Source organism: Ruegeria sp. C2, from assembly GCF_056537765.1.
Genome location: NZ_JBQFRZ010000001.1, coordinates 769,266 through 781,926 on the forward strand (window position 1 = coordinate 769,266; position 12,661 = coordinate 781,926).

16 protein-coding genes and 1 other RNA gene are annotated in these 12,661 nt (G+C 56.2%); 4 read left to right on the forward strand and 13 right to left on the reverse strand.

Annotated elements, in window-relative coordinates:
* Positions 1 to 14: 14 nt before the first annotated feature.
* Positions 15 to 896, forward strand: a complete 882-nt coding sequence (locus tag ACR0IV_RS03825) for a fructose bisphosphate aldolase (RefSeq protein WP_480657770.1) — start codon at positions 15 to 17, stop codon at positions 894 to 896.
* A 3-nt stretch (positions 897 to 899) separates the two neighbouring features.
* On the opposite strand, the gene ACR0IV_RS03830 is transcribed toward ACR0IV_RS03825, so the two are convergent.
* Genes ACR0IV_RS03830 through fumC form a run of 4 tightly spaced genes read right to left on the reverse strand, consistent with a single transcriptional unit; the run spans position 900 to position 3,351 of the window.
* Positions 900 to 1,502: a DNA-3-methyladenine glycosylase I gene (locus ACR0IV_RS03830; RefSeq protein ID WP_480657769.1), complete on the reverse strand. Its 603-nt coding sequence runs from the start codon at positions 1,500 to 1,502 to the stop codon at positions 900 to 902.
* Between the two features lie 60 nt (positions 1,503 to 1,562).
* Positions 1,563 to 1,784 carry a ribbon-helix-helix domain-containing protein gene (locus tag ACR0IV_RS03835; RefSeq protein WP_480657768.1) on the reverse strand — a complete coding sequence of 74 codons (222 nt, stop codon included), beginning with the start codon at positions 1,782 to 1,784 and terminating at the stop codon, positions 1,563 to 1,565.
* Positions 1,781 to 1,957 (reverse strand): DUF4169 family protein, encoded by a 177-nt coding sequence (locus tag ACR0IV_RS03840; RefSeq protein WP_480657767.1) that lies wholly within the window; start codon positions 1,955 to 1,957, stop codon positions 1,781 to 1,783. Before ACR0IV_RS03840 ends, ACR0IV_RS03835 begins: the two co-directional genes overlap by 4 nt.
* A complete protein-coding gene (gene fumC / locus ACR0IV_RS03845) occupies positions 1,957 to 3,351 on the reverse strand; it encodes a class II fumarate hydratase (RefSeq protein ID WP_480657766.1) in 1,395 nt (464 codons plus the stop codon). Before fumC ends, ACR0IV_RS03840 begins: the two co-directional genes overlap by 1 nt.
* A gap of 207 nt (positions 3,352 to 3,558) precedes the next feature.
* On the opposite strand from fumC, the gene ACR0IV_RS03850 reads away from it, so the two are divergent.
* The gene (locus ACR0IV_RS03850; RefSeq protein WP_480657765.1) at positions 3,559 to 4,122 is read left to right on the forward strand and encodes a hypothetical protein; all 564 of its coding nucleotides are present in this window, start codon (positions 3,559 to 3,561) and stop codon (positions 4,120 to 4,122) included.
* 29 nt (positions 4,123 to 4,151) lie between these two features.
* On the opposite strand, the gene ACR0IV_RS03855 is transcribed toward ACR0IV_RS03850, so the two are convergent.
* The 9 genes from ACR0IV_RS03855 to ACR0IV_RS03895 all read right to left on the reverse strand — a co-directional run bounded on the left by ACR0IV_RS03855 (position 4,152) and on the right by ACR0IV_RS03895 (position 11,019).
* The gene (locus ACR0IV_RS03855; protein ID WP_480657764.1) at positions 4,152 to 4,619 is read right to left on the reverse strand and encodes an SspB family protein; all 468 of its coding nucleotides are present in this window, start codon (positions 4,617 to 4,619) and stop codon (positions 4,152 to 4,154) included.
* A 77-nt stretch (positions 4,620 to 4,696) separates the two neighbouring features.
* Entirely contained in the window at positions 4,697 to 5,971 is a 1,275-nt protein-coding gene (gene chrA / locus ACR0IV_RS03860) for a chromate efflux transporter (protein WP_480657762.1), read from the reverse strand.
* A 128-nt stretch (positions 5,972 to 6,099) separates the two neighbouring features.
* Complete coding sequence (locus ACR0IV_RS03865) at positions 6,100 to 6,531, reverse strand: ester cyclase (protein ID WP_480657760.1); 432 nt, start codon at positions 6,529 to 6,531, stop codon at positions 6,100 to 6,102.
* A 98-nt stretch (positions 6,532 to 6,629) separates the two neighbouring features.
* Positions 6,630 to 6,977: a transfer-messenger RNA gene (gene ssrA, locus ACR0IV_RS03870) on the reverse strand.
* A 36-nt stretch (positions 6,978 to 7,013) separates the two neighbouring features.
* Complete coding sequence (locus tag ACR0IV_RS03875; protein ID WP_480657759.1) at positions 7,014 to 7,376, reverse strand: DUF4345 family protein; 363 nt, start codon at positions 7,374 to 7,376, stop codon at positions 7,014 to 7,016.
* A 14-nt stretch (positions 7,377 to 7,390) separates the two neighbouring features.
* The gene (locus tag ACR0IV_RS03880) at positions 7,391 to 7,909 is read right to left on the reverse strand and encodes a TenA family protein (RefSeq protein WP_480658563.1); all 519 of its coding nucleotides are present in this window, start codon (positions 7,907 to 7,909) and stop codon (positions 7,391 to 7,393) included.
* Positions 7,910 to 8,121: 212 nt separating this feature from the next.
* The gene (locus ACR0IV_RS03885; RefSeq protein WP_480657757.1) at positions 8,122 to 8,772 is read right to left on the reverse strand and encodes a hypothetical protein; all 651 of its coding nucleotides are present in this window, start codon (positions 8,770 to 8,772) and stop codon (positions 8,122 to 8,124) included.
* Positions 8,773 to 8,785: 13 nt separating this feature from the next.
* The gene (locus ACR0IV_RS03890) at positions 8,786 to 10,186 is read right to left on the reverse strand and encodes a selenium-binding protein SBP56-related protein (RefSeq protein ID WP_480657756.1); all 1,401 of its coding nucleotides are present in this window, start codon (positions 10,184 to 10,186) and stop codon (positions 8,786 to 8,788) included.
* Between the two features lie 101 nt (positions 10,187 to 10,287).
* Complete coding sequence (locus ACR0IV_RS03895) at positions 10,288 to 11,019, reverse strand: FadR/GntR family transcriptional regulator (RefSeq protein WP_480657754.1); 732 nt, start codon at positions 11,017 to 11,019, stop codon at positions 10,288 to 10,290.
* Between the two features lie 89 nt (positions 11,020 to 11,108).
* Here ACR0IV_RS03895 and ACR0IV_RS03900 point away from each other — a divergent pair, with 89 nt between their 5' ends.
* Together ACR0IV_RS03900 and ACR0IV_RS03905 are read left to right on the forward strand one after the other, a co-directional pair.
* On the forward strand, positions 11,109 to 11,900 hold the full coding sequence (locus ACR0IV_RS03900) for a DUF2182 domain-containing protein (protein ID WP_480657753.1): 792 nt from the start codon (positions 11,109 to 11,111) through the stop codon (positions 11,898 to 11,900).
* 4 nt (positions 11,901 to 11,904) lie between these two features.
* The gene (locus ACR0IV_RS03905) at positions 11,905 to 12,609 is read left to right on the forward strand and encodes a DUF1326 domain-containing protein (protein WP_480657751.1); all 705 of its coding nucleotides are present in this window, start codon (positions 11,905 to 11,907) and stop codon (positions 12,607 to 12,609) included.
* Positions 12,610 to 12,661 lie beyond the last annotated feature (52 nt).

Below are 12,661 nucleotides of genomic sequence, written 5' to 3' on the forward strand. Positions count from 1 at the left end.
AACGGGAATGAGTTATGTCCAAGGCAGAACAGCGCGCACAGATGTCCGAAGGCGCAGGATTTATTGCAGCACTGGACCAAAGCGGGGGTTCGACACCTAAGGCGCTGGCGCTTTATGGCGTTGAGGCGTCGGACTACAGCTCAGACGAAGAAATGTTCGGTGAAATCCAGAAAATGCGTGCGCGCATCATTCTGGCCGATGACTTCACCAGTCAGAAGGTGATCGGTGCGATCCTGTTCGAACGGACTCTTGGTGAAGAAATTGATGGGAAGAAGGTCGCGGATTACCTTTGGTCGGCCAAGCAGATAGTGCCGTTCCTGAAGATCGACAAGGGTCTCGAGGATCAGGCCAATGGCGTTCAAATGATGAAACCGATCCCGGGTCTGGCCGAAACGCTTGCCAAGGCGGAAGGCGTATTCGGCACCAAAGAGCGTTCGGTCATTCATGAGGCCAACAACGAAGGCATCGCCGCGGTTGTGGCGCAACAGTTCGAAGTGGCGCGCGTTGTGACAGACGCGGGCATGGTGCCGATTGTCGAGCCCGAGGTGAACATCCACTCGGAAACCAAAGCTGAGGCCGAGGATATTCTGAAAGCCGAGATTCTGAAAAACCTCGATCAACTGGCCGAGGGGCAGGAGGTCATGCTGAAACTGACCATCCCGAGCCAGGTAAACCTCTATGATGCGCTGGCGGATCATCCGCGTGTTCTGCGCGTGGTCGCATTGTCGGGCGGCTACTCGACCGAACAAGCGTGTGATTTGCTGGATCAGAACGGCAAGATGATCGCCTCATTCTCGCGTGCGTTGACCGAAGGCCTGTCCAAGCAGCAGTCGGATGCAGAGTTCAATGCCGCGTTGGGCAGCAATATCGAAAAGATTTATCGCGCCTCGATCTGATCTTCAGACAGGTTTGGTGAAAGAGCGGCGCAACTGCGCCGCTTTTTTACGTCCGATGCACCCCTCGGCGTGGTCATTGACCAAACCCATGGCTTGCATGAAGGCAAAGACCGTGGTGGGGCCGACGAACTTCCACCCCCGTTTCTTCAGAGCCTTCGACATTGCGATGGATTCCGGTGAGGTTGATGCCGTTTGCGGCGGCGGAGGCGTTTCGGCCTCGTACCGCCAGACATAAGCGGCCAGAGAGCCCTCGGCCTTGATCAACTCTTGCGCGCGGCGGGCGTTGTTGATCACCGCTTCGATCTTGCCACGGTGCCGTATGATGCCACTGTCTTGCAGAAGACGTTCAACATCTGCTTCAGAAAACGTAGCCATCTTGTTGAAATTAAAGTTACTAAAGGCTTTGCGAAAGTTCTCTCGCTTATTCAGGATCGTCCGCCAGCTTAGGCCTGACTGAAAACTCTCGAGGCACAGTTTCTCGAACAATCGCTGGTCATCCGCAACCGGATAGCCCCATTCTTCATCGTGATAGTTAAAGAACTCGGGCGCGGCCTGACACCAGGCGCAGCGCGGTTGGCCATCGGGTCCGGTAACAGTTTTGCTCATGACAATGTACCCTTTTTGTTCCATCTTAAGCTATACGCTCTGGAAAGTGTGTGACAAGCGTCAATCGCGGGTTCGATACCAATTCAGAACAAAAACCCGAATGGCCGAAGCGAGACCGGTTTCCGGATCACGCTCTACATCAATCTCGGCGGCCAATGCGTTGATTGCCTGTTTTTTTTCTTCGGCTATGTCACGGAATGCCCGCCAGAATTCATCCTCAAGGGATACCGATGTTCGATGGCCCTTGAGGGTCAGTGATCGTTTGATCGGGCGGCCGCTCATTCATCCAGCTCGTGATTGTCGAGGTCCCGCTTCAGTTTGTCCTGCTGCAGCTTCACCACCTCTTTCTCGGCCTTGGTCCGACCAAAAGCCACAGCGTTTTGGTCTGCACGGGCCTTCTTGTCGGCCCGCGCCTTTTCTTTTCGATACCGGTTCAGATTGACCGGCTTACCCATCAGTCTTTCGGGCCGATCATCTGTTCAGGACGCACGACTGCGTCAAACGTCGCTTCGTCCACAAAGCCCAGCGCAATCGCCTCTTCCTTGAGGGTGGTGCCGTTCTTATGCGCGGTCTTGGCAACCGTGGTGGCGTTGTCATAGCCGATCGTCGGAGCCAGTGCAGTGACCAGCATCAGCGATTCCTTCATCAGCTTGTCGATGCGCGGTTCGTTGGCCTGAATGCCCAGCAACATCCGCTCGGTAAAGCTGTCGGTGGCATCACCCAGCAACTGGATCGACTGCAACAGGTTATAGGACATCATCGGGTTGTAGACATTCAACTGGAAGTGACCCTGTGAGCCCGCGAATTTGATTGCAGCATCATTACCCATGACGTGGGCAGCCACCTGCGTCAGTGCCTCGGCCTGCGTTGGATTGACCTTGCCCGGCATGATCGACGAACCCGGCTCGTTCTCGGGCAGGATTAGCTCACCCAGTCCCGAACGCGGTCCAGAACCCAACAGGCGAATGTCATTGGCGATCTTGTAGCAAGAACCAGCGATGGTCGCCAAAGCACCCGACAGGAAGACCATAGCGTCATGTGCTGCCAATGCTTCGAATTTGTTCGGAGCGGTTACGAAGGGCAGGCCGGTGATTTCAGCCATATTGGCAGCGACGGCTTCGTCCCAGCCACCATGGGTGTTCAAACCGGTGCCAACGGCGGTGCCTCCCTGAGCAAGCTCATAGATGCCAGGCATCGCGGTCTCGACCCGGGCGATACCCTGACGGATCTGGTGGGCATAGGCTCCGAATTCCTGCTCCAGCGTCAGCGGAGTTGCATCTTGGGTGTGTGTGCGGCCAATCTTGATGATACCGGCGAACTCAGCCGCCTTTTTCTCAAGCGCCTCCGCAAATTTGGTCAGGCCGGGCAGCAACACGTCGCGCACGCTGACAGCAGTCGCAATATGCATGGCGGTGGGGAAGGTGTCGTTCGACGACTGGCCCATGTTGCAGTGATCGTTCGGATGCACCGGGTCTTTCGAGCCGATCACGCCGCCCATAATTTCGATAGCGCGGTTCGCAATTACCTCATTCGAGTTCATGTTCGACTGGGTACCGGATCCGGTTTGCCAAACGACCAGTGGGAAGTTGTCGTCGAACTTGCCCTCGATCACCTCACCAGCGGCCTGAATGATTGCATCGGCGATCTTGGCGTCCAGCTTGCCGATGGCCTTGTTTTCCATCGCGCAAGCTTTCTTGATCACGCCCAGCGCGCGCACGATAGCGACGGGTTGCTTTTCCCAACCAATGGGAAAGTTCATGATCGAACGCTGCGTTTGAGCGCCCCAATACTTGTCAGCAGGAACCTCAAGCGGGCCAAAGCTGTCGGATTCGGTGCGGGTCTGGGACATCTGTCACTCCGTCTGGTATGCGGTTGTATGCCGTTTAGCCCGAGCGGTGTCGTGACGCAATCGGCCAGTTGCGCGCACCTTAAACATCGGCTGTTCAAAGGTATAGATGAGGCACCCGCTCAAATAATTTCTGTTAGCGAAAACAGTGCCATTGTACACGGGCGGGCTAAAGTTAGAATGGAAAGAAGACTCGCGACGGAGGCAGCTATGCGCGTGACAGTTTTTGGATCGGCCCGATACGGGATCATATTCGCCCTCGTCATGACGACTTTCCTGGCGTTTCTGGCGCCGCATGCTTTGGCTAACACCATCAAATCATTTGTTGGGGACTACGTCGGTTCAGCCGATGTGGTTGATTCTGATGGTACATCTATGCCCCGGGATATGAGCGTTTCGATTCACGAAATACGGGGCGGTTTCAATATCAGCTGGACGACGACAACCTATAAGGAAGATGGGCGGATCAAAGAGGGGAAATACTCAGTCGATTTCCAGACAACTGAACGTCCTGATGTGTATTCCGCTGCTATGAAGCGCAATGTGTTCGGTCACGAAGTGCCGCTGGACCCGATGAAGGGAGAGCCCTTTGTCTGGGGCCGGATCGAGGGTGATACGCTGACCGTATTCTCGTTGTTCATCGGAGAGACAGGCGATTACGAATTGCAACAGTTCGATCGCACCCTCGCGGAAGGCGGTTTGGATCTGTCGTTTTCCAGATTTCGGAATGGCGTGAAATCACGCTCGGTCGAGACTTTCCTGAAAAAGGAATGAACCCCGCACCAGGCGGGGTTTGAAGCGGCTTATTTGCGGAAGCTGTCCAACGAGACCACATCGGCATCATGATGTGGCTCGGGCTCTTCCACATCCACCTCCATCGGAGCTTCGGAAGGCTGGTAATCCGCCTCGTCCTCATCTTCAGGGCTTTCAAAGCGCAGGCCGAACTCGACCGAAGGGTCCACGAAGGTCTTGATGGCAAGATATGGAATATACAGCGGTTCCGGCGCGTCACCGAAATTCAGAGTGATTGAAAACCCGTTCTCTCCGACCTCAAGATTCTCGAACCAGTGCTGCATGACAATTGTCATCTCGTCCGGATACCGTTCACGCAGCCAGTCAGCCAGTTCGACACCCTCTTGCCGCGTGTCGAACGTGATAAAGAAATGATGAGCACCGGGCAGGCCATGTTCAGACACGCCCGTCAGGACGGTCTTGATCAGGCCGCGCATGGCCGTGTGCATCAAATTCCCGTAGTCGATGTCTTGCGACATGGTTGATCCTTCGAAAGTGGTTGATCTCAGCATAAGGGATTTGGACGGAAACGAAAGGCCGTGCTGGGCTGCATTGATTACAAAAAGTGCAATCCGATTCCGGCCAGAACCATTAAGAACAATGTGGTGGCTAAACCGGATTTCAAACGGAAAATCAACGCGCCAGCGGCCAAGGTAAGGATCAGAGCATCGAAATTCAGCGTGTTTGGGTCAGGCAAGGGAAGAGAAACCGGCCCCCAAGCCCATCCGACGATATTGCCGAATAACACGTTCAGACCAAACCACACGGACAGGTTGAGAATCACTCCGACAACCGCAGCCGTGATCCCGTGCATCGCAGCTGCCAGGTGTGGGCGAGCGGAGATTCGCTCCAGATGTGGAGCCGCAAGGAATATCCATAAGAAACACGGTACAAAAGTCGCCCAGAGAGCGACCGCACCTGCCGCCAGCGCTAATGCCGCGCCCCCGGCAAGTTGACCGCTGAGCATGGCGGCGAACTGTGTCACCAGTATCAAGGGCCCGGGTGTGGTTTCAGCCAGTCCCAGCGCATCGATCATTTGGTCCGTGCTGATCCATTGATATGTCTCAACTACAGTTTGAGTCATATACGCCAGAACCGCATAGGCGCCGCCGAACGTGACCACGGCAAGCTTGGCGAAGAACCAGCCAAGATCGCTGAGCAAATTCTGATCACTCAGTTCCAAAAGCACCAGCGGACCTAGCCACAAGGGCAGCCAGATCATGCAGGTTCGGATTGGATGGGAAGCTGCGGGGAGCGGCCCGGTCGGAACCGGCGCGGTGTCCTTCGATGTGACATATCCCCAGAGCGCTGCGCACAGGATAATCAAGGGGAAGGGCAGGTTGAAGACGAATATACCCAGAAACCCGAGCACGGCGATCACTTGGTGTTCACGATCTGTCAGCGCTTTGCGCGAGAGATTTCGCAGCGCTTTCAGAACGATGATAATGACCGTTGCTTTCACGCCCAGAAATCCGGCTTGCACCAGCGGGAGCGTGCCATACGCGGCATAAAGCGCGACCAGAACCGCGATTACAAAGGCACCGGGCAGGACGAAAAGGGTGCCGGCGACCAAACCTCCGGCAACGCCGCGTAGCCGCCAACCTGCATAGGTGGCGAGTTGCATCGCTTCGGGGCCCGGCAGCAGCATGCACAACGATAGAGCGCGCAGATAGGTCTGTTCGTCGAGCCACGCGCGCCGCTCGACAAGCTCTTGATGCATCAGGGAAATCTGCGCTGCAGGGCCGCCAAAGGACAAAAGGCCGATACGGCCGAACACTCGGACCAGTTCCAACATGGACGGAGCCAGTGTCTGTGACCCGGTGGCGGCCATCGCATGTCTCCTTCGTGGTTCGGATACATGCGAACTTGATCTGCCATCTGATAGGGTGTTCGCAAGCCAACCCCGCGTTTTCTGCTAGCGCGGAAACTCAGCTGCGGTCAAGCGTGCGGTTGCGTGCTTCAGGCCCAGTCTAGTCTTTGGCCTGTCATGCAAACGGGCAATGTGTCCTGAGGAAATTGCCCCAACTGCTCAAAGAGCGAAATGAAGTCAAACTGATTGTAGGCTTCGACCATCTTATCACCCTTGAACCGCGCCATCACTTGCCCGGTCACTTCAAGCGGAGCGCCATTATCAGCTCGGAACGTGCGAACGTGAAGAATACCAGATACCCAATCGCCGTTTTCGATGATCTTTGGCAACTCTACCGAGATGTCGCCAAGAACATGTCGAAAGGCCATTACGAGATCCCTGAAATCATCCGCGCCAACCTGCATCTCGGGGATCAGCCCCTCGGCCAGTGTATCCGGGGCAAAGAATTGGTCGATGGCGTCAATGTTTCCCTTTTCCCAGACCTCAGAATACCACGCGCGCAACTTGTCTGCTTTCGACATCTCGACCTCCTGTCATCCGACGAAAGGATGAAACAGAGAAGTGAATAAACACTGAATCTCGGGTGAGTTCTGAGCAAGAAACAGACATAAGAGGAAAAAATGCAGGTTTCTGTTGCCAGGTACCTGCGAACCCCGCCTTACGCGGCTAGGCGCAAGGGCTTAAGTTTCGGTCTTGCTACTGCTTACGCAGCAACTGCAACCGGAGCACGATTGTCGTTTGCAATTGTACTAGTTTCGCCGATAACGGTGGCAGACAGCCGAGACAAAGCTAACCCCTTTAGACGTTCGTCGATCCTGTTTCGGCCCCATGATCCCCAAACGAAGGATGATTGGTGGAGCCGCCGGGTACCGCCCCCGGGTCCGATCCGCTTATTACGAGCGCGTTTATGTCCATAGTCCCGAAGGACATGTCTTATATAGGTGAGGATCAGGCCCGATGCAAACTCAGATTGAAGATTGCAGCGCGCAATAATGCCAATAACTTACGCCGTCTTGTTCATGTTCGCGAGGATCAACCAAAGGGCCAGAACCAACTCGATTCCCCCGAATGTCAGCGCTTTGACCAGCGGAGGGTTGTCCAGTGCCACCGAGACGAACCGTCCCAGCGCAGCACCTGCATAAACCACGCCCAGCATCACATAAGCCATCGGATGGTTCAGCCACAGAACCGCGATGCCTGTGACCACAAATAAGCCTCCAACCGAGGCACGCATCTCGCTAAGGCCCATCGTACTGTTGGTAGGGGCCAGATCCAGCGCATTTACGGTGAAAGTAGGGGCCAGAAAGCCAAATGCGCCGAATCCGATCGTCAGAACTGCGGCAAGAATGTTCAACGCCGAGACCATCTTATTCCCCTCTGTCAGGCCGCGTACGCGGCTTCAAAGAACTCCAGTTCAAGTTCGACGGCACGGTGGAACAGGCGTGTCACCTCAGCCTGCGCATCGGCATCCAGCGTGGGCCAGACCCTGTCCAACTGGTCGCGCAAATAGGCGACCACACCTTCGAACCCTTCGCCTGCATGTAGCGTAATCCATTCGGCAAACCAGAACGGAAGGGCCGGGGCCGGGGGATTCACCGGGGTGGCCCAACTGAGGTAGACCCATTCGGCGACCACTAGAACCGCCAGCATGTTCTCATACCGGCCCGATGCGGCAGCTTCGGCCATCAGTTGTTGGAAGGCCAATGTCGCAGGCGCAGGCTGATTGATGGGTGCCGTATCCAGAGCCGCCATCGCGCGCAGGAAATAGGTGTTTTCCGGCCCGGTGATCACCGCAAGGAATTGCGCCGCGGGCACACTGTCTGCAAGGCTAGGTGCATGCGCAATCGCGCTGGCCAGAAGGCGTACGAAGCCATCGACGAACTGATAGTCCTGTTGCAGTTACCAGCGCATCTTGTCAGCGGGCAGGGTGCCCGCTGCGAGTTCGCGGGTGAAGGCATGAGTTGTGGCCACCTGCCATTGCTCCATCGACCTTGACGAAGGATTTCGGTTGGGCGTGCGCTGATTTGTATCTCGATGCCTCCTGACTGTCTTGGTGGCAGACAAAACCGGTTTTTGACCAAGATACAAGGCCTTACAGAAATGAGATTTGATCAGATCGCCGACCACAGTCCCAGACCACCGACCAGAATCAGGCTAAGCGCCCAGACCAGTTCCAGATTGAACCAACTGCGCGACAAGAATTGCAGACCAAGCCAGCGATAGACAGCAAAGGCCAGAATGCCCCCGCCAAGTACCATCGCAGCGGTATGCAGCGCGGCGACGGCGAGCACCAATATCCCGTTTGTGGTCATGATTTTAGACACTGCCCGGTGGCCCGCATCCAGCTCATCCAGCCCGCAAAGGCCCAGATATATCGGCACCAGCATCAGCGCAGCCCCGTGGGCCAGCGCCACCAGAAAGGACCAGAGCGCCAGCCTGCCAGGCGGGATGCGGGACAGCATGCGAGGATGGCGTCGGGTGATGGCGATATAAGCCCCCATCGCGATCACGATCAGGGCGGCGGCGATCCGGATTTCGCATTGGTAATCAACCAATACGGCCATCAATGCGAAGGGTAATAGGACGCCCAGCATGGCCAGAAAATGCCCTCCGGCGAGCGCTGCAAGGGCGCGCCAGAGGGCGGATTGCCGTCGCTCCATCAGGGCGGACGACACGGCCAGAGGCCAACCCATCCCGGGGTTCAATCCGTGATAGGCACCACTGAGAACAACTGCCAACCAAAGGCCAGCCGTTGATGTCATCAGAACCTCCAAGTCAGACTGAAGGGTAGCAGAAGCTGTCAGTCGAGCAGTCTCCACCCTCAAGACGAATCTGGTGGCTGCGATAGCCTTTGGGGAACTCGACCCAGAACTTGGGATCAAGCGTCAGGCCACCGTTTTCACCTACATCCGCCTTGACCATCGCTGCCCCACCTTCTTCGGGATAGAACTGATCGTCCCAAGTGGAATAGAGAGAATTGGTCCAGTAGACGCGCTTGCCGTCGCGACTGATCTCCACCATCTGAGGGCCGTAGCCGAATGTCTGACCGTTGGGATGTTTCGTTTTCTTCACGATCCCGCCGATTTCAACCTTACCCGCAAGCGTAGGGTTCATCGGGTCTGACACATCATATTGATGCATTTCTCCGGTGCCCCAACAGGCGACGTAGAGGTATTTGTCGTCGAGGCTGAGGTCGATATCCGTGACCAGAGGCGGCACGGCCGCAAAACCTTTCAGCAGTTCCGGCAAGTCATCCGGATCAGCGGGTTGCGGGTCGATGGTGATGGTTTTCTTGGCTTCAAACGTACCATCATCGTAGCGCCACCAAGTGAAAATTGCCCCCTGCAAGTTCGTTGTGTCCACAACAACGCCACAGAACCCGTGTTGCTTGACCGGGTCATGCGCAGGCCGGATTTCCAGCGCCATCTGATGGTTTTCGCCCAGATCAATGGTCTGGATGTTGGTGCGGTTTCTCAGATTCCAGAAGTGGATACTGTGGCCGTATTTGTTCGACAATAGATCCTCAGCCACCAACCCGTTCTCGAATTGCGGCGGCAGGCCCCATTCCGAGCTGACCATGTAGTCGCGCGGCAGGTTCCACCAGAAATCATAATGTTTGTCCTGCACGCCGCGTTCGATCTCGTAGCGTCCGATGATCTCGAAACTCTCACAATCCATGATGAAAATACCCGGAGGGCCATCGGTTCCGTCTTCTCCACCACCGCCAAGCGTGCTGACATAGATACCCTCGGGGCCGCAATGGATCGTATGAGGACGAGAATAACCTGTCTTGGCAAAGACTTCCTCGGGTTCGATGATCTTGTGGATCTTGGCTTCCAACGGGTTTTTCACATCGATGATGTAGATGCGGCTAGACCGGATGCCGGGAATGATCAGATAGCGGCGCTCCAGAAATGCGTGGCCGCTGAGCGGTGACAGTGCTGATGAACAGGCGTTCCAGCCAAAGTGATGAAATTCATCCCCTTTTTCCGGCATGATCACTTGATGAACGATCTTGCCATAGTCATCCGATGTCGGATCGACATTCACCACGGCCAGCCCGTCAGGTTGCGAAAAATCGGGGCTGAGCATCAACGTGAAGGCCAACGTCTCGGTTGGGCCCTCCATTGCCAGTTTGGCCGATGGGTAAAAGGTTGGGTCCGGTCTTTGGTTCATAACTTCCTCCCGTAAGTCATTGATATTCAATTCATAGTGAGAGTTCCGGTCTTGTCGCCGGATGTCATGCTGCCTGCTCGGGGTCCTCGTTGGTTTCGTTCTTATGCGGGTTTGCGCCGCTGTTCGGCGACATCTTGCGCCAGTTGTCTCGTATAGCTTTCCAGTTTGATCAGCGCGGCATCCACGGCCGCCGCATCGCCTGCCTCCAGCCCATCGGCGATGTCGGTGTGCAGGGCGATGATCTGTTCGCGCGACCGAGCTGTAAAGGTAATCATGTTCATCAGGGGCTGCATTGCTTCGACAGCCCCCGCGAGTTGGTAGGACAAAACCGGATTGCACGCGCCATCGACCAGCGCGCGGTGAAAGGCCACGTCAGAGGCGCAAAAGGCTTCATCCGTCAAACCCGGTTGCGATTGCCGAAAGATTTCAGCTCGCATCGTGGCCAGTTGATCGGCTGTGCGTCGCCGCGCCGAAAGCGATGCACAGGCACGTTCCAGCGCATAGCGGGCTTCGCAAGCCGTATCGAAACTGACTGCGTTCATCGACAGTAGCAGGGTCGAGGTCGTAATCTGCTGAGAATAGGCATCCTCAAAGTTCAGCCTGTTCACGAATGCACCACCCGATGCACCGCGTTGCGTACGGATCAAAGACTGTGCGGCAAGCCGCTTCAATGCCTCACGAACCGTCGGGCGCGAGACCTGAAACTGATCAGCGAGCTCGGATTCGGAGGGCAACCGCTCATCGACAATCAACCGGCCAGATACGATCGCGTCCCGGATTGCCTGGGCAATTTGGGCCGACAGATCAGCAGGGTTTCGCGGGTCGATTTTCATGGTGTTTATACAGATTCGTGAATTTTCATTTGTCTGACATTTAAAAGTCTGACATTTGAAAAGCAAGAGAGTTGAGTCGGGAGGGGCAAGTGAGTCGCTCAGTTTTCCGCAGCGCGCTTTGGTTGGGCTTCTACATCACGATACTTTGGGCGTGGTGGATGATGTTCAGCATGAGCCGCGATATGGATCTGGACTGGATCGGCAGGCCCGGCCCGATGGGACAAGCCATGGCCGAGATGGATCCGCGGATGGACATGTATATGCCCATGGCCGAGTTTGGCCCGCTATTCTGGATGTGGGCCATCATGATGGCGGCGATGATGCTGCCAACGCTTGTGCCCACCTTGCGCAGCTATGACGACCTGATCCGCAGTGCAAACGGAACGCGGGCAGGGTGGCTGGGCGTTCTGAGTGGTTACTTCATTGTTTGGGTCGGTTTCGCGGCCCTGATCACCAGCCTGCAACTGGCTTTGCTGTTTGGTGGCGCGGTTGACATGTTGGGTATCGCCAAATCACCCTATCTGGCAGCTGGGCTGCTGATCGCGGTTGGCGTATTCCAGTTCACCCGCGTGAAAGAGGTCTGCCATGGGGTTTGCCACGCCCCGATGACCTATTTTCTTGGGCACTGGAAGACGGGTTTCACCGGCGGTCTGCGAATGGGCTTGGGGCTGGGCTCGTTCTGCGTCGGATGCTGCTGGGGGTTCATGGCGCTCGGCTTTGTTGGTGGGGTTATGAGCTTGTTGTGGATGGGTCTCGCGACCCTGTTCATGGTGTTGGAGAAACTTCCTCAGATCGGGCACGCGGTAACGCGACCCATGGGGTTCGCGCTGATTGCGGGCGGTTTTGGACTGCTGGCGTATCACATTGCATACGGAGGATAAGCCGATGGCAAAAAACAGAAAACCGGAATCGGACAAACTGCCGATCAGTCAACGGATCGACAGCCGGTTGCCAAACCCCAAACGCCGCGAGATGAGCCCGACCGATTGGGCCATCAAGGGTGAACTAATCCTGAACTGTTCATGCGATGTGTTCTGCCCCTGCGTTGTATCGCTTGGGGCGCACCCTCCGACAGAAGGGCACTGCCATGCCTGGATGGGCATCATCATCGATGAAGGTCATTATGAGGGCGAAGACCTGTCAGGCCTGAATGTGGGCCTGCTGGTCGATATCCCGGGCCGTATGGGCGAAGGTCAGTGGAAGGTCGCGGCCTATGTCGACGAACGCGCCAGCGGCAAAGCCTATAACGGTCTGCTGCAGATCTTCAGCGGTCAGGCAGGTGGCACAACGGGTCTGTTTACCATGCTGGTCAGCGAGATCATCGGGGCTGAGCGTGCTCCGGTCGTGATCGAGCGTGACGGCGCCAAGCGGCGCATCGTGATCGGGCGCAAGATCCAGGGTGAAATCGAGATGCTGGCAGGCAAGGACCCAGAGCATCCCGTGATGGTCTCGAACTCAAAATACTGGATGGGGCCAGACATTATCGTGGCGAAGGGCACCAAATCTAAGGTGCGCGACTATGGTCGTGTCTGGGATTTCGGCGGTAAATCCGCCGAAATTTGTCCGATTGACTGGCATGGACCCAAGTAAGACATGCGGGCGTTTCAGCCCAAAGTGGTTGTCATCAACGCTGGTGTTGCCT